Source organism: Acinetobacter lwoffii (assembly GCF_024129595.1).
Classification (GTDB): Bacteria; Pseudomonadota; Gammaproteobacteria; order Pseudomonadales; family Moraxellaceae; genus Acinetobacter; species Acinetobacter lwoffii_O.
Genome location: NZ_JAMXXS010000003.1, coordinates 1 through 15,959 on the forward strand (window position 1 = coordinate 1; position 15,959 = coordinate 15,959).

Annotated in this window: 15 protein-coding genes; 4 read left to right on the forward strand and 11 right to left on the reverse strand. The window is 45.5% G+C overall.

Annotation, left to right across the window (positions count from 1 at the left end; genetic code table 11):
• Nucleotides 1-119: 119 nt before the first annotated feature.
• Nucleotides 120-935: an NAD(P)H-binding protein gene (locus tag NI466_RS02525; RefSeq protein ID WP_253172589.1), complete on the reverse strand. Its 816-nt coding sequence runs from the start codon at nucleotides 933-935 to the stop codon at nucleotides 120-122.
• A gap of 33 nt (nucleotides 936-968) precedes the next feature.
• On the opposite strand from NI466_RS02525, the gene recG reads away from it, so the two are divergent.
• The gene (recG, locus tag NI466_RS02530; protein ID WP_253148827.1) at nucleotides 969-3,014 is read left to right on the forward strand and encodes an ATP-dependent DNA helicase RecG; all 2,046 of its coding nucleotides are present in this window, start codon (nucleotides 969-971) and stop codon (nucleotides 3,012-3,014) included.
• On the forward strand, nucleotides 3,001-3,636 hold the full coding sequence (locus tag NI466_RS02535; protein ID WP_253172591.1) for a ComF family protein: 636 nt from the start codon (nucleotides 3,001-3,003) through the stop codon (nucleotides 3,634-3,636). The genes recG and NI466_RS02535 overlap by 14 nt, the downstream gene beginning before the upstream one ends.
• A gap of 4 nt (nucleotides 3,637-3,640) precedes the next feature.
• Here NI466_RS02535 and NI466_RS02540 read toward each other — a convergent pair whose 3' ends face one another.
• Both NI466_RS02540 and NI466_RS02545 read right to left on the reverse strand, forming a co-directional pair.
• Nucleotides 3,641-4,042, reverse strand: coding sequence for an NUDIX hydrolase (locus tag NI466_RS02540; protein ID WP_253137912.1), 402 nt, complete (start codon nucleotides 4,040-4,042; stop codon nucleotides 3,641-3,643).
• A gap of 30 nt (nucleotides 4,043-4,072) precedes the next feature.
• On the reverse strand, nucleotides 4,073-4,663 hold the full coding sequence (locus NI466_RS02545; protein WP_004281526.1) for an LOG family protein: 591 nt from the start codon (nucleotides 4,661-4,663) through the stop codon (nucleotides 4,073-4,075).
• Between the two features lie 152 nt (nucleotides 4,664-4,815).
• Here NI466_RS02545 and NI466_RS02550 point away from each other — a divergent pair, with 152 nt between their 5' ends.
• On the forward strand, nucleotides 4,816-5,829 hold the full coding sequence (locus NI466_RS02550; protein ID WP_004732304.1) for a CorA family divalent cation transporter: 1,014 nt from the start codon (nucleotides 4,816-4,818) through the stop codon (nucleotides 5,827-5,829).
• A 244-nt stretch (nucleotides 5,830-6,073) separates the two neighbouring features.
• On the opposite strand, the gene NI466_RS02555 is transcribed toward NI466_RS02550, so the two are convergent.
• The 8 genes from NI466_RS02555 to dxs all read right to left on the reverse strand — a co-directional run bounded on the left by NI466_RS02555 (nucleotide 6,074) and on the right by dxs (nucleotide 14,992).
• Nucleotides 6,074-6,364, reverse strand: coding sequence for an STAS domain-containing protein (locus tag NI466_RS02555; RefSeq protein ID WP_004281528.1), 291 nt, complete (start codon nucleotides 6,362-6,364; stop codon nucleotides 6,074-6,076).
• A gap of 15 nt (nucleotides 6,365-6,379) precedes the next feature.
• Complete coding sequence (locus NI466_RS02560) at nucleotides 6,380-7,018, reverse strand: MlaC/ttg2D family ABC transporter substrate-binding protein (protein WP_174894180.1); 639 nt, start codon at nucleotides 7,016-7,018, stop codon at nucleotides 6,380-6,382.
• A gap of 18 nt (nucleotides 7,019-7,036) precedes the next feature.
• Nucleotides 7,037-7,714: an outer membrane lipid asymmetry maintenance protein MlaD gene (mlaD, locus tag NI466_RS02565; protein WP_184412729.1), complete on the reverse strand. Its 678-nt coding sequence runs from the start codon at nucleotides 7,712-7,714 to the stop codon at nucleotides 7,037-7,039.
• Nucleotides 7,714-8,493 (reverse strand): lipid asymmetry maintenance ABC transporter permease subunit MlaE, encoded by a 780-nt coding sequence (gene mlaE / locus NI466_RS02570; RefSeq protein ID WP_005248230.1) that lies wholly within the window; start codon nucleotides 8,491-8,493, stop codon nucleotides 7,714-7,716. The genes mlaD and mlaE overlap by 1 nt, the downstream gene beginning before the upstream one ends.
• Nucleotides 8,490-9,308 (reverse strand): ABC transporter ATP-binding protein, encoded by an 819-nt coding sequence (locus tag NI466_RS02575; protein WP_253172593.1) that lies wholly within the window; start codon nucleotides 9,306-9,308, stop codon nucleotides 8,490-8,492. The genes mlaE and NI466_RS02575 overlap by 4 nt, the downstream gene beginning before the upstream one ends.
• Nucleotides 9,309-9,712: 404 nt before the next feature.
• Complete coding sequence (locus NI466_RS02580; RefSeq protein WP_253172595.1) at nucleotides 9,713-11,584, reverse strand: DEAD/DEAH box helicase; 1,872 nt, start codon at nucleotides 11,582-11,584, stop codon at nucleotides 9,713-9,715.
• A gap of 552 nt (nucleotides 11,585-12,136) precedes the next feature.
• Nucleotides 12,137-12,967 carry an inositol monophosphatase family protein gene (locus NI466_RS02585; RefSeq protein ID WP_004281534.1) on the reverse strand — a complete coding sequence of 277 codons (831 nt, stop codon included), beginning with the start codon at nucleotides 12,965-12,967 and terminating at the stop codon, nucleotides 12,137-12,139.
• Nucleotides 12,968-13,081: 114 nt separating this feature from the next.
• Nucleotides 13,082-14,992 carry a 1-deoxy-D-xylulose-5-phosphate synthase gene (gene dxs, locus NI466_RS02590; RefSeq protein ID WP_004281535.1) on the reverse strand — a complete coding sequence of 637 codons (1,911 nt, stop codon included), beginning with the start codon at nucleotides 14,990-14,992 and terminating at the stop codon, nucleotides 13,082-13,084.
• A gap of 309 nt (nucleotides 14,993-15,301) precedes the next feature.
• Between dxs and ribA the strand changes: the two genes are divergently transcribed.
• Nucleotides 15,302-15,904, forward strand: a complete 603-nt coding sequence (ribA, locus tag NI466_RS02595) for a GTP cyclohydrolase II (protein ID WP_004281536.1) — start codon at nucleotides 15,302-15,304, stop codon at nucleotides 15,902-15,904.
• Nucleotides 15,905-15,959 lie beyond the last annotated feature (55 nt).

A 15,959-nucleotide genomic window follows, 5' to 3' on the forward strand; every position in this document is an offset into this window, starting at 1 on the left:
TAAAAGCTTTATTTTCACCCGATAAAATACCCATAAAACAAGAGGAAGCTCAAATGAGCTTCCTCTTGTGAAAAATTGTGGGACAGCAATGGGGGGATTCCTCCCTTTAAAAAGGGAGGCTAGGAGGGATTATTTTTCCTCATCAACCCCAAATAATCCTCATAACAATCTGGATGCTCTAACTCAAATCCCATTTTTTGCATTCGGGTCGCATAAAGCTTCTTACCTGTCACCTGCTCACTTTCTACTTTAAGCAAAGGAAGCCCCATCTGCTTTTGGAACCATTGCAATATTTCATGCATTAATTTTGGATCGTTGTTTGTCACAATATAAGAATTTTCAGGATGTTCCACGTGAATCATCTGTGATAAGAAACGTGATAAATCTTCAATGTGAATCCGGTTGGACCAGTGCAGATTCGGATATCTCAACATCGAGGCGGCCATTTTTTGTAGGCGTTCTACCGATGCTCCATAAATCCCACTTGGGCGAATGATGGTAGATTGCTCAGGATAAGCAGTGAAATAAGCCTGCTCCATCTGCTGCAAGATTTTGCTCTGAGCATCATTCGGGTGAATTTCAGTTTCGTCATCTACGATTTCACCGGAATTTTGCCCATACACTCGTGTCGATGACACCACCACAATCCGTTTCACCGGATGCTGTTTCAAGGCAGAGACAATAGGTTGAACCGAATCCAGATAAGTTTGCTGATAGCCTTCAACCGTACTTTGTTTTGGACTAAGTAATACATAGACCCAGTCAATCGGTGTAACTGCTGTTAAATCCAGTTTATGCACATCCTGAATCAGATGAGTTGCGAATGAATCTGTTTTGGGACTCTGGCTAATTGTGCTAATTTGATGACCTTGCTCAAATAGTTGTTTAGCCACACGTCGGGATGTTTTACCATAACCGGTAAATAAAATATGCATTGAGCACCGAATCACAAATCTGGTTGAGGGGACATGGCTGCAGTCCATCAGTTACAAGGCGTTGGCAATGCCGCCGCTTCATTACTCGAAAAACTAAATATCTTCAATACTGATGATTTGCTTTTTCATCTACCACGTGACTATGAAGACCGTAGCACGATCATTCCCATGAATCAATTGAGCGTGGGACGCAGTTATCTGCTAGAAGGGATCGTTAAAGGTGTAGATTTTCCACCCGGTAAACGCAAATCTATGGCTGTGCTGCTGGATGATGATTTTGGCAAGGTTACTTTACGTTTTTATCATATCTATAAAGGTATTACTGACCGCTGCAAACTGGGTAACCGTTTAAGAATTTTTGGTGAAGTGCGGGTCGGTGCGCGCGGTCTGGAAATGTATCATCCCGAACTGCAAGTCATTACTGAGGACACACCTTTACCTCAAACCCAGCTCACGGCGATTTACCCTGCGACTGAAGGCCTGACCCAACCCAAAATACGGGATTATATTCAGCAGGCCTTGGCTCAATACAGCGACCATCTGCCTGAACTACTGCCAGCAAAATTTAGCAATGGTTATGCACTGAAACAGGCACTGGAATATATCCATCACCCGCCAGTCAATGCCAATATGCTGCAACTAGCACAAGGCTCACATCCTGCACAGCAGCGCCTGATCTTTGAAGAACTGGTAGCGCATCAGATCAGTTTATTGACACGTCGGGCCTTTATTCAGCAAGTCGAAGCGCCTTCATTTGCGCCCAGTAAAACCTATGCCAAACAGCTCTTAGCCAGTCTGGCTTTTGAAATGACCGGTGCGCAAAAACGTGTATCCAGAGAAATCGTGCAGGATTTAAAAAGCAATAAACCGATGTTGCGTCTGGTGCAAGGCGATGTCGGCGCGGGTAAAACCCTGGTGGCTGGTGTCGCAGCTTGCCATGCACTGGAAGAAGGCTGGCAAGTTGCATTGATGGCACCGACCGAGATTCTGGCCGAGCAGCATTATCTGAATTTTAAACGCTGGTTTGAGCCTTTGGGCTTAAATGTGGCCTGGCTTTCCGGCAAGCAAAAAGGTAAAGCTCGCGCCGCAGCGGAACAGGTGATTCGGGATGGCAGCGCCCATCTGGTGATCGGAACGCATGCCCTGTTTCAGGAAAATGTCGAGTTTGCCAAACTGGGTCTGGTGATTATTGATGAACAGCACCGCTTTGGTGTGGATCAGCGCCTTGCACTCAGAAATAAAGGGCTAGATGGTATGTCTCCGCATCAACTGGTGATGACTGCGACTCCGATTCCACGCACACTGGCCATGTCTGCCTATGGTGATCTGGATACCTCAGTGATTGACGAGCTGCCGCCGGGCCGTACCCCGATTCAGACCGTGACCATTCCATTAGACCGGCGCGAAGAAGTCTTGCAACGGATTGCCAGCAACTGTGCCGAAGGCAAGCAGGCCTACTGGGTCTGCACCCTGGTAGAGCAATCCGAAACCCTAGATGCTCAAGCTGCCGAAGCGACTTTTACCGAAATTCGCGAGCGCTTTCCTGCGTTGAATATCGGACTGGTACATGGCAAGATGAAAGCCGATGAAAAACAGGCGGTAATGCAGCAGTTTAAAAATAATGAATTACAGCTCCTGATTGCCACCACCGTGATCGAAGTCGGCGTCGATGTACCAAATGCCTCCATTATGGTGATTGAAAATGCCGAGCGTCTGGGCCTGTCTCAATTGCATCAGTTACGTGGCCGGGTCGGTCGTGGCGCCAAAGCCAGTTTCTGTGCGCTACTGTATAAACATCCGCTCTCGCAAAATGGTCAGGAACGCTTAAGAATCATGCGCGAAACCAATGATGGTTTCATGATTGCCGAGAAAGACCTGGAATTGCGTGGCCCAGGTGAGCTGCTCGGGACCAAACAGACTGGCGACATGAATTTCCGTGTGGCCAAACTGGAACGTGATGATCACCTGCTCAATCAGGCACATTATGTGGCCCAGCAGATGCTCAAGGATTATCCCGATCAGGCCGAGGCATTATTGCAACGCTGGCTACCGGAAGCACCGCGCTATGCCTATGTTTAAATTACTGGAACATGGAAAATCCTGGCTGACCCGCTTACAGCCCTGCCAGCTCTGTCTGACCGATCATCAGTCCATTCATTCAGTCTGTGAAGATTGCTGGCGACAATTACCCTGGGCACATCAAACCATTCAACGGCAGGAAATGCAGTTCCAGATTGCCTGCGACTATGCTTACCCGATGGACCGGCTGATTCAACTGTTTAAATATGAACAGAAGCTGCATTTGCAAAATTTACTGGCAGGTGTGCTGTTAAGTTTAGACCTACCTAAAGTCAGTGCGATAGTACCGATGCCGATCTCGAATGAGCGTCTGGCCGAGCGCGGTTATAATCAATCTCTGGTGCTGGCCAAACATGTGGCGAAACAACTGAATGTACCCATCTGGCAACCGATTACCCGACTAAAACAACACTCACAGAAAGGTCTAAGCCGACTGGAAAGGATTGAAGATATCCAGTCGCAATTCCAGATCAACATCATTTCAAAGCTACGGTATCGTCGGGTGCTGATTATTGATGATGTCGTCACGACTGGCAGCTCGATTCGGGCACTCAGCCAAACACTTGAACGATTGGGCTGCCAAAAAATTTATGCAGCCTGTCTGGCAGGCGCGCAAATCTGAAAATTTAAGCTTGGGCAAGTAACTGTGACTTCACCCATGGAATCACAATTTCCGTAGTCAAGGGTGCGAGTCGTAGCTCTTTTTCATCCAGATTGACCCATTTCATTTCGGCAATTTCCGCTTCAATTTTTGGCGCCTGATCCAGACTTACCCAATAGACATAACTTACCAGTTGATGATCTGGTTCATTCGCAGTCTGGGTTTCAAAACGCCCAATGAATTGCTGAATCTGCGCCTGTGTGCCAATTTCTTCCTGAATTTCACGCAACATCGTTACTTCTGGCGCCTCATTTGGCTCCAGCTTGCCACCAACCTGCATAAAGCAGGACGTCCCTTTTTTGCGAACCACCAGCAGTTGCTGCGCTTCATTTAAAATAATGGCTGCAGCCACCGTAATCACGTTCATTTATTTTCTACAAATCATGCTGTGGACAGTTTATTTTACAAGATCGGTCTGATCGACCATACCCCATTTCGCTTCAGGCGGCTGATAACTTTCAAATTGGCGTAAAATATCATCCAGATTATCACTAACAATCAAAGCATCGCTAAAGCGCGCTTTGGTAAAACCTTTCTCAGTCGTCATATGGATAAATTTGAGTAAATCATCATAAAAACCATCGACATTTAAAAAAGCACAAGGCTTTTTATGAATTCCCAACTGTGCCCAGGTCCATTGTTCAAAAATTTCTTCCAGCGTTCCTGCACCACCCGGAATGGCAATAAATCCCTGTGCCAGTTCCGACATGCGGGTTTTACGTTCATGCATATTATCGACCACAAATAGCTCGGTAATATGCAGATGCGCCAGTTCACGATTGACCAACTGTCTTGGAATTACACCAATCACCTTGCCACCAGCAGCCAAAGCACTATCAGCGATAATCCCCATCAAGCCAGAACGACCACCGCCATAGACCAGCGTCTGATGCCTTGCTGCCAAGGTTTGGCCAACCTTTTCGGCAATCTGGGCATAGAGAGGATCCGAGCCCAGTGCTGAACCACAAAAAATTGCAATAGAATTCATCATTTCACTCTCCAATTGACGCTATATTGTACGAAATCGCTGCAAGCGCGCTTTTTCCAAAAATAACTGCTTAATATCAGTGTTTTTATTCAATTCCTTGTCTAAAATACACCCATTCCAATTCACATACTGCGCCAGGGAGAAAAGACAGCATGCTTGAAGCCTTTTACGCCACAGAGCGCGGTAGCTTAGAAGATATCACGATTAACGGTGATTTCGACCTGCATCCAGATTTAGTATGGCTTGATCTGATTGCACCTTCACAAGAAGAGCAGCAATGGATTCTGGATGCCTATGCACAAAACTTACCGACCTTAAAATCGCTGGAAGATATTTCTTCTAGTGCCCGATTTTACCGTGATGATGACGGTATTTTGCATATCAGCACCTATTTTTTAACCAAAAATAAAAACTATCAGGTCGAGAATGAAAACGAAGATGAATCCAGCATGCTGGCGACGGTACAAACCGTAGCATTCATTCTGCATAAGGACCGTCTTTTTACCTTGCGTGGCGAAAAGCTGGTGGCCTTTCGTGCCTTCCGTGCCCGTGCGCGCCGCAATGATTATGAAATCGATTATAAAGATCCGACCTGGATTTTATTGGGCCTGCTCGAAGCCAAACTGGATGAGCTGGCCGACATTCTGGAAGATGTACATAAAGATTTAGAGAAATATTCAACTGAAGTGTTGAATAACCGCCATCGCGAGCAGATTCTCGATCTGGATGACATGATTACCCGGCTAGCTCAACTGGAAGATATGCTTGGTAAAGCGCAGCTCTGTCTGATCGATTTACGTCGTGTTCTGACTTTCCTGTCTCGTCCACGCGCCTTGGGCAGTCATATTTATGATGCGGATATCCGAGAACTCAGTGAAGATGTCCGCTCGCTGGTGGAGCATGATGCCTTCCTGTTCCAGAAAGTGCGCTTCCTGCTCGATACCACGTCCGGATTCATTAACACGGAACAGAACGATACGATTCGTCGATTCTCGATCCTGCCAAGTATGCTTGCACCGCCGATGCTCATTGCCAGTATTTATGGCATGAATACCGAAGTTCTGCCTTTTGCACAAGGCTCCATGAGCTTCATTATGGTCAGTATTATTTTGATCGGCTTTTTGATCGGGCCATTGATTTACTTTAGATGGAAGAAGTGGATTTAATTTCTTCACCCTCTCTCTAACTCTCTCCCATAGGGAGAGAGGACTTCCAATATTTATTGAGATAGTAGTTTTTAAAAATATCATTTCTATCCATAAATTTAGAGAGGAAGTTCCCTCTCCTTTTAGGAGAGGGTTAGGGTGAGGTCATATTTTAATCCTTCCTAACGTCCTTTTGATAAAGGAAGGACTTTACTTTTAAAATGTGTCAACAATAAAAAAAAGCACCTTTCGGTGCTTTTTTTATTTACTGAATGATCTGTAAATCATCCTGTAAATGACAGGCCTGAATGATATTCATCATTTTAGCAGGGACAGCTTTAAACTGTAGTCCTTGCGCTTGAGGCGTCTGGCGCAACCAGCGCACCAATACTGCCAAAGCCAAAGTACTACCACTTTCAAGCCCAGCTAGATTAACCACAAGCGGAAACTTGCTCTGTGACTGAACCACACGCAGACCATTTAGGTAATAGTCCTGCGCATTGGCATAGTCAATCTTGCCTGAAACCTGCAATTCCTGATCCTTGAATACAATCACGGCTCACCTATCTGATTATTTCTTGTTCTTGTCGATTGCAGCTTCTGCATCCGGTTTGAAGTTAGCAATGGCTTTATCTATATTACCGCCATTACGTTTGACTGTCGCAGCAAACTGGTTACGGAATTGCAAACCTAGATCGATACCCGATACGTTGATGTTGCGGATTTTCCATTGTGAACCTTTGTCCACCAGCTGGAACGCCACTGGAATTTTCTCGCCTTTATTATTAAAGTCGATGGTTACAACAGGATTTTTGCTATTGCTGGCCTTGTACGGACGCACGCTATAGGTCTGATTGCTGAACTTGGAAAATGCAGAACCATAATTTTCAATGAGCGTTTCACGGAAATTCTTTTCAAACTGCGCGCGCTGTGCAGCAGTACTATACTGGTTCGTCGCATAAGTCCCCATCACAATACGCGTGAAAGACTGTGAATCAATGTATGGATCCAGATTCTGGCGGACAATCGCTTTTACCAGCGCTGGATTGTTCTGCAATTTTGCGTTATCAGCTTTGAGGCGCTCAATCAAACCATCTGCTACTTTTTTAATAAAAACAGGTGGTGCTTCAGACGGTGCAGCAAACACTGTACCAGCAATCATTGTTGAAAGAATGCTTGCTGCAAGCGTTTGTTTTACTAAAGTCTTCACTGAAATCTCCTCAATCTATTATTCAACAAATACAGGTTCTGCATCAGTCGATTCTGAAACTGTCGCCTGTTCTGGGGCAGTTTCTTGACTATCCGACGATTTACCGGCACCGCCAGTAATGAATTTCGTCACTAAATCTTCAATTTCCATGGTGCCTTGGGTATTGGCAATCTGATCACCGCGTTTCAAATAGTTCAGACCACCACCTGGAATAATTTTCAGGTATTTTTCACCCAACAACCCATTGGTCGCTACCATAATATAAGCATCTTCATCAATATTGGTGATGGAGTTCATGTTATCTAACAGTTGTTTTTCCATGTCTTTTTGTTGCGCAGGTGCAGCCGCAGTATAGTCCGAACTATAACGTAACTCTTCCAGTGCTTCCTGCTGAACTTGTTTTAATTGTTCAGTATTAAAAGAGGTCAATGAGCCATCCAGGGTCATATGCACGGTTGCCAGACGCGTTACAGGATCTAAGGTAATGTCATCGACCTGTCCTACTTTCACGCCACTTAAAGCGACTTTGGCACGTGGCTTGATGCCATTTACATTTTCAAACGTTGCCGTCATTTTATAGCTGTCGGAAATATTGCTTCCCACCAGTCCACTGACACGCATCGCCAAAAAGAACAGGGCAATCCCGAACAAAATAACAAAAACACCAACGGCCAGCTCACTAGTACGTGATTTCATTAAACACCTCCGAACATGACCGCAGTCAACACAAAGTCAAAGCCTAAAACGCACAGTGAAGAATACACGACTGTACGCGTTGTAGAAGTTGCAATACCTTCCGATGTCGGGACACAGGCATAGCCTTGGTATACCGCAATCCAGGTACAAATTAATGCGAATACAAAACTTTTAATAATGGTGCCATTTAAGACATCTTTATAGAATTGCACGCTGCTTTCCATGCCGCTCCAATAAGCGCCTTCATCGGCACCCAGAAAATCCACCCCGACCATTTTGCCGCCCATAATGCCGACTGCGGCAAAGATGACGGAAAGCATTGGCAAGCTAAAAATCCCTGCCCAAAGACGCGGCGAAATTACCCGCTTCAATGGATCGACACCGATCATTTCCATACTGGACAATTGCTCAGTGGCTTTCATCAGACCAATTTCAGCAGTCAAGGCTGAACCGGCACGTCCCGCAAACAGCAAAGCAGCGACCACAGGTGCCAGTTCACGCAGCAAGGTCAGCGCGACTGCTGTTCCTAGCATCGACTCACTACCAAAGGTCGACAAGATGCTGAACATCTGCAAACCAAGCACGGCTCCAATAAACAGGCCAGAAACCACAATAATCAGCAGGGACAATACCCCAACCCGATACATCTGATAAACAAACAGCTTTACTCCAAGCCAGGTCGGCATGGAAAATAAAATCTGCAACAGCATCAGGGTCGCGACCCCAATCCCCTGTACACGTTCAATAACGCGTCTACCTAATGCGGCAATTGCATTCATGAACGAACCTCATCACTTAAATAAGCTTGATGACTAAACTGATAATCCACCGGACCTTCTACCGAACCGGTCAGGAATTGCTTTACAAAAGCAGATGGATGTGCTTTTAGTTCTGCCGGTGTGCCCTCGCCCTGAATTTTGCCTTCTGCCACCACATAGATGTAGTCTGCAATCGATAAAGTTTCTGCAACATCATGTGAGACAATAATCGTGGTCAAGTCCAGTGCTTCACGTAATGAACGGATCAGACGAGTCAAAACGCCCATCACAATCGGATCCTGTCCGGCAAACGGTTCATCGTACATGATCAGCTCAGGATCCAACGCAATCGCACGGGCCAAAGCCACGCGTCGGTTCATACCGCCAGACAGTTCGGACGGCATCATCTGTTCTGCACCACGTAAACCGACTGATTCCAGTTTCAGTGCCACGATTTCCTTAATCAGATGTTCCGGCAATTTGGTATGTGCCCGAATCGGAAATGCGACATTTTCATACACGCTCATATCAGTAAACAAAGCACCGCTCTGAAACAACATACCCATCCGTGCACGTGCTGAAAAAAGTTCGGAACGTGACATCGTGGCAATATCCTTGCCGTCCAATAAAACCTGACCGTGCTCAGGAACCAGCTGCCCACCAATCAGTCTTAATAAGGTGGTTTTACCGGTTCCCGATGGTCCCATAATGGCGGTAATCTGCCCACGACGAATATTTAAACTCACGTCGTCATAAATCACGCGCTCACCCCGCTTGAAGCTCAGATTCTTGACTTCAATCAGAGATTGAGTATCTCGCGCTGTTTGATTTTTCATAGCTGAGTTTATTCCTGCATTTTTTCAGCATGCATACTATAAAGGAACGAAGTTCAAAATGTTAGCAGTTGAAAAAGGTGGTTTAATATCATAAAAAATGACAACAATGGATTATTTCGTATTTTTTATAATAAAAATATGTACTTAAGCTTGAAGCAGGTACATTGATTAATTAAAAAGACTGTATAAATAATAGATAATATTACATAAAATCAAAGTCAATGCGATATATGGCATATACACCTCTATCAATTGAGATCGAAGAGCTAAGCTTTTCATATTAATAATTATCATAACCCGGACAAAATATGATTTAGTAGACATTTTACGTTAAAAAGCAAAAAACTCAATGCATAAAAAAACCGGTATTTCTACCGGTTTTTTATCTTCATCTAGCGACTGAATTAGTCGTTAAATTTACGACGTGGACGATCTTCACCACCGAACGAACGTTCACCACGTGGCTTGTCATCAAAGTTGCGACGTACTGGACGATCACCGAAGTCACGCTTTGGACGATCATCAAACGAACGTTGTGGACGATCACCAAAACCGCCTTCACGACGTGGAGCTGGACGATCACCAAAATCACGTTTTGGACGATCACCATAACCACCTTCACGAGCTGGTTTGTAATCTACACGGTTGCCACGGTTGTCATCATTAGAGCGAGGACGGTCACCAAAACCACCTTCACGACGTGGAGCTGGACGATCACCGAAGTCACGCTTTGGACGGTCATCAAACGAACGTTGTGGACGATCACCAAAACCGCCTTCACGACGTGGAGCTGGACGATCACCAAAGTCACGCTTTGGACGGTCATCAAACGAACGTTGTGGACGATCACCGAAACCGCCTTCACGACGTGGAGCTGGACGATCACCGAAGTCACGACGTGGACGATCTTCGCCAAATGCTGGACGTTCGCCACGAGGTTTGTCATCGAAGCTACGACGTGGACGATCATCACCGCCTTCACGACGTTTGAAGTTGCTTTCGCCTTCAAAACGACGACCACCACCGAAACCACCACGACTGCCATCACGACGACCGCCATCACGGCCACGACCGCGACCAGCGCCATCACGGCTACCACGTGCAGGAGGTGGAGATGGCTCAAGACCTTCAATTTCAGATACGTTTAGACGCGCATCAAGGAAGTCTTCTAAAGCACGGATTTTACCGCGTTCACGGTAAGTCGCCAAAGTAATGGCTTTACCAGTACGACCCGCACGACCTGTACGACCGATACGGTGTACATAGTCTTCATTCTTCATTGGAAGACCGAAGTTGATGACGTGTGAAATTGTTGGTACGTCAAGACCACGCGCTGCAACGTCAGTTGCAACCAAAATCTTCGCACGACCTTCACGGATGCTACGTAAACGACGGTTACGAACAGTTTGTGGCATAGCACCGTGAAGTGCTACAACTGATAGACCTGCTTCAGCAAGTTCTTCAGCCAACATATCTGTGTCTTCTTGAGTTGACGCAAATACAACTGCTTGATCAACGTCTTCTTCGTTCAACCAGTGAGTAAGAAGTTTTTTCTTGTGCTCGAAACCGTCAGTCCAATGCAAAGTCTGAGTAATATCAGTATTTGTAGAGTGACCAGTTTCGATCGAAATACGCATTGGATCATTCATCATGCGTTCTGCAAGTGTAATGATACGTGGTGCAAAAGTCGCAGAGAACATAAGAGTTTGTTTGCGGTTTGCAGCCAACTCACCAATTGCTTCTAAGTCTTCAGAGAAACCCAGGTCAAGCATACGGTCAGCTTCATCAACGATTAACGCGTCAACTTTATCCAATTTGATTTGACGACGATTCACCAAGTCAAGTAGACGACCTGGAGTTGCAACAACAACTTGCGCGCCTTTTAACTGTTGAATTTGCTTACCGAAAGGCATACCGCCCATGATTGCCGCAATACGCACGCCTTTCATGTGACGTACAAATGCAATCGCGTCTTGACATACCTGTTGTGCCAATTCACGAGTTGGTGAAATCACCAAAATATTCGGTTGAGTAACCGCTTTCATACGGTCTTTAAACGGTACTAATGTATCTTGGTTTGCCAACGCATTTAACGTAGGCAGTAAGAATGCAGCAGTTTTACCAGAACCTGTTTGGCTTGACACAAGAAGGTCTTTGCCTTCAAGCGCAGCTGGAATCGCTTGTTCTTGTACAGGAGTAGGAGTAGTAAAGCCTAAAGCGTCGAGAGCCTGGGTTAGAGATTCATCGAGGGAAAAATCAGCAAAAGTTTTGCTCATAGAGAGTATTCACCCTGAAATGGGTGCTCCATTTAATAAATAACAATTATGGACATCGGCAAAAAGCGGCACAGCAAATAATGCTGAAAATATTAGGATTCAGCAGCGATCCGAGTAACGACGATGTGGATATAACGCACGCATGATTACGGCCGCAAACCTGAAGGAATCGCTTAAGCGATTGGGGCGCGAAGGATATGTCCTCTCTATGGACAGCACGCGCATACAATGATTAGAAGATAGTGTTCAGGTAAAGAACAGAAATTAAGTGCGTGGCAGAATTATAGCAGAATATTTCACAATGTCATTAAGTTTTAAAACTAATTTTCCTTATTCACAATTTATCTATATATTTCTAATACTTAAAATATAATAAAAAATGTAACAGATGGTATAAAAAGTCACTTTTCGCCAATTCACCTGATATTTCCAGTATTCAAGCAAACATCAATACCCCTATACCAGTCTCTCGCGACTTAAATTTCCGTGCATAAAAAAGGCATCCCGAAGGACGCCTTTTCTCAATATTAGATCTGATTCATCTAAACCCGATTATTTTGCTGCTTCGCCCCAAGCAGGAACAACTGCTTGCATTAAAGGCTTAAGCATTTTCATTGAACAAGCCAAAACTTGACCATTTTCCATAGAGTCGCTACCACCACGTGCATCAACTACAGTACCGCCTGCTTCTTTCACGATCAATTCACCAGCTGCGATATCCCAAGGCTTTAAACCAAGTTCGAAATAACCATCGAAACGACCTGCAGCAACATAGGCTAAATCCAATGCTGCAGAACCTGAACGACGATATTGCGCGCCAGCTTCAGTTACGTTTAATAGGGTTTGAAAATGATTCTTTGCATAAGACACAACTTCGCCATTACGCTTGGCACGATAAGCGTGACCAACAGCCATAAAGGTATTTTCCAGGCTGTCTTTAACATTCACACGAATACGGCGCTGGTTCATCATGGCACCACGACCACGACTCGCAGAGAATAGCTCATCTTTCACCGGGTCATAAATCACCCCGTGTTGAGTAATGCCTTTGTGCTGAACTGCGATAGAGATACAGAAATGCGGGAAACCGTTAATGAAGTTTAAAGTACCATCTAGCGGATCGATCACCCAACACCAATCGGCGTCATGACCTTTACCTTCCTGATAGCCAAACTCTTCACCAAGGAAACTGTGATTTTTATAGCTTTTACGTAGGGTATCGATGGTCAACTGTTCCAAATAACGATCTACACGCGTTACCGGACCATCAATTCCTTTTTCTTCGACTTGTAGATCGAGTTTATGACGATTCTGATGCGCTTTTAAAAGCTCTTGACCAACTAACTGAGCCGCACGCGCAGCCATCACCACCATAGGTTCCATTGAACACCCACTACAAATTTGAAGACACTGATAAAGAATAATGCATAAAAGCCCCGATATCTTAGCAAATATCAGGGCTTTTTTGGGAAAAATGTGTCTAAAATTTTTAAGATATTATGACAAGACGCTTTGCCCCAGGCTGGACCAAGCCTGATTGATCGATTTTTCAATGCCTTGCGCATCCAGACCCGCTTGCTGCAACATCTGTGCATGGGTCGCTTGCGCCATAAACGTATCATCCAGACCCAGATTCAACATCGGTTTGACAATCTGTGCTTCTGCCAGATATTCATTCACGGCACTACCTGCACCGCCCATCACTGCATGTTCTTCCACCGTGACAAACAGACTGGTGCTTAAAGCGAGATCATCGAGCATTTGAGTATCCAGTGGTTTGACAAAACGCATGTTAACCACACGCACGCCAATCTCATGTTTCACGGCAAATGCTTCAGCAGCGTCGACTGCAGCCTGTACCCGGCTACCAAATGCCAGTACAGAAATATATTCATCATACTGCCCATTAAAACTGGCTACGATTTCCGCCTGACCGATCGGAATCTCAACCATCTTTTGCTGAATCTCGACGCCCAGTCCATTGCCACGCGGATAACGTACCGCTGCCGGTCCTGGATATAAATACGCAGTATGCAACATTTGACGACATTCATTTTCGTCTTTCGGCGCCATGATCACGATATTCGGGATAGTACGCATATAGGCATAGTCATAAGCACCGGCATGGGTCGGGCCATCTTCACCGACCAGACCAGCACGATCAATACCGAAAGTAACATCCAGATTCTGCAAAGCCACGTCATGTACCAGTTGATCATAACCGCGTTGCAGGAAAGTCGAGTAAATTGCAACCACCGGCTTCAAGCCTTCACAAGCCATACCGGCAGCCAAGGTAACTGCATGCTGTTCGGCAATTGCTACATCAAAGAAACGTTCCGGATATTCTTTGGCAAACTTCACCATACCTGAGCCTTCGCACATGGCGGGAGTAATCGCGAGCAAACGTGTGTCTTGTGCCGCTTCATCGCAAAGCCATTGCCCAAATACATCCGAATATTTCGGCGCAGTATTGCTGGCAGCAACGGCATTGAGTTTGCTAATCGCGTGATACTTGATTTGATCCGATTCTGCCGGAGCAAAGCCTTTGCCTTTTTTGGTATAGATATGAATCAGGCGTGGGCCTTTACGCTTTTTCAGCGCATTAAAGACGTGCACCAGTTGTTTGACATCATGACCATCGTATGGGCCAAAATAGTCAAAGCCAATGGCTTGGAATAAGTTATCTGCAGCATCGGTCGCTGCACTGTGCAAACGCGAGTTATACAACCATTCCGGATGTGGCTGTACATATGCCTCACCCTGCTCGGTAACATTAACGAACTCACCGCGCTCCCAAATGGCAGCCAGATGTTTGGCAAAACCACCGGTACTGCAAGAAATCGACATATCATTGTCGTTCAGCACCACCATCAGATCAGCACTGTGTGCCACGGCATCATTCAAAGCTTCAAAAGCCATACCTGCCGTCATGGCGCCATCGCCAATAATCGATACCACTTCACACGGCTTGTTCTGATAACGACGTGCCAGCGCCATACCTAGGCCAGCAGAAATCGCCGTCGAAGAATGCCCTACCCCAAAGGTATCAAATTCAGATTCTTCACGAGCCGGAAACGCAGCCAGACCATCTTTGGCACGAATCGTGGTGAGCTGTTCACGACGACCAGTCAACACTTTATGCGGATAGGCCTGATGACCTACATCCCAGATCAGGCGGTCATGCGGTGTATTAAAGCAATAATGTAAAGCCACGGTGAGTTCAATCACACCGAGATTGGCACCAAAATGTCCGCCACTTTGCCCGGCAGCATACAAAATGAATTGACGTAACTCATCCGCCACTTGTTCTAGCTGGCTTTGCTCGAGTGCACGCAGTTGCTCAGGATGATTGATCGCATCAAGCAACGGTGTTACAGGGCGTTGAGTTGGGATTTCTGTATACAGCATATTATGGCAAAGCCTTCTAAAGCCTGGCAAATCTAAAGCTAGGTCAATGGGGAGTACCCGATCATATAGCTGAATTGTAGCAGCTTCAATTCAGCTACGCTTCTAGCGATGCAATATTAAACAATGATCTCGTCGGGGTGAAAAAATTGCAGCCTACGATTATCCTGAATAATCTTACTATTTATCAACTATTATCGTTCGCTTTCTACAAAAAAGAAAATCTATTGCAGAATTTCGACTTTGCAATTCTACCAATGTTCAATCATTACGCTATACTTTAGCCAATTTCAGGATTTAACGGGTTCAGCTGTGCCAATCGAATTTGTCGCAACGTCAAGATTACCTACCGCTCACGGTGAATTTAAAATTACTGTATTTCAAGACCCTGAGACTGGCGAAGAACATGTCGCACTTTCCAAAGGACTTGAAGAAATATCAGATGAGCCTGTAGTGGTGCGTGTGCATTCTGAATGTTTAACCGGTGATGCCTTTGCTTCGCTCAAATGCGACTGTGGCCCGCAATTGCAAGCGACTTTAAAACTGATCAATGAATTGGGCCGCGGAGTCATTCTGTATTTGCGTCAGGAAGGTCGTGGCATTGGCCTGACCAATAAAATTCGCGCTTATGCTCTGCAAGATCAGGGACATGACACCGTAGATGCCAATTTAATGCTGAACCTGCCCGCAGATGCACGCCAGTATGATATGTGCAGCATCATGCTGGATCATTTACAGGTGAAAGCAGTACGCCTGGTGACCAATAACCCTTCTAAAATTGAGGCTTTAAAAGCCCAGGGAATTAACGTGATCGATCGTGTGCCTTTGACTGTGGGTTTAAACCCTTTTAATGAACAATATCTCAAGACCAAGCACGAACGCATGGCACATCTTTATAAAAAGGATGATTTTTAATATTTTTAAAACCCTGTCCTACCTTATTTTAACTTAACCACTCCAAACCTCCCTT

What these genes read in the sequence shown, in the direction of transcription:
- NI466_RS02585 (WP_004281534.1), bottom strand. Translation starts at nt 12,967, where the DNA reads ATGGAACCTATGGTGGTGATGGCTGCGCGTGCGGCTCAGTTAGTTGGT.
- dxs (WP_004281535.1), bottom strand. Translation starts at nt 14,992, where the DNA reads ATGCTGTATACAGAAATCCCAACTCAACGCCCTGTAACACCGTTGCTT.
- NI466_RS02550 (WP_004732304.1), top strand. Translation starts at nt 4,816, where the DNA reads ATGCTTGAAGCCTTTTACGCCACAGAGCGCGGTAGCTTAGAAGATATC.
- mlaE (WP_005248230.1), bottom strand. Translation starts at nt 8,493, where the DNA reads ATGAATGCAATTGCCGCATTAGGTAGACGCGTTATTGAACGTGTACAG.
- recG (WP_253148827.1), top strand. Translation starts at nt 969, where the DNA reads ATGGCTGCAGTCCATCAGTTACAAGGCGTTGGCAATGCCGCCGCTTCA.
- NI466_RS02580 (WP_253172595.1), bottom strand. Translation starts at nt 11,584, where the DNA reads ATGAGCAAAACTTTTGCTGATTTTTCCCTCGATGAATCTCTAACCCAG.
- mlaD (WP_184412729.1), bottom strand. Translation starts at nt 7,714, where the DNA reads ATGAAATCACGTACTAGTGAGCTGGCCGTTGGTGTTTTTGTTATTTTG.
- NI466_RS02525 (WP_253172589.1), bottom strand. Translation starts at nt 935, where the DNA reads ATGCATATTTTATTTACCGGTTATGGTAAAACATCCCGACGTGTGGCT.
- NI466_RS02540 (WP_253137912.1), bottom strand. Translation starts at nt 4,042, where the DNA reads ATGAACGTGATTACGGTGGCTGCAGCCATTATTTTAAATGAAGCGCAG.
- NI466_RS02535 (WP_253172591.1), top strand. Translation starts at nt 3,001, where the DNA reads ATGCCTATGTTTAAATTACTGGAACATGGAAAATCCTGGCTGACCCGC.
- NI466_RS02545 (WP_004281526.1), bottom strand. Translation starts at nt 4,663, where the DNA reads ATGAATTCTATTGCAATTTTTTGTGGTTCAGCACTGGGCTCGGATCCT.
- NI466_RS02575 (WP_253172593.1), bottom strand. Translation starts at nt 9,308, where the DNA reads ATGAAAAATCAAACAGCGCGAGATACTCAATCTCTGATTGAAGTCAAG.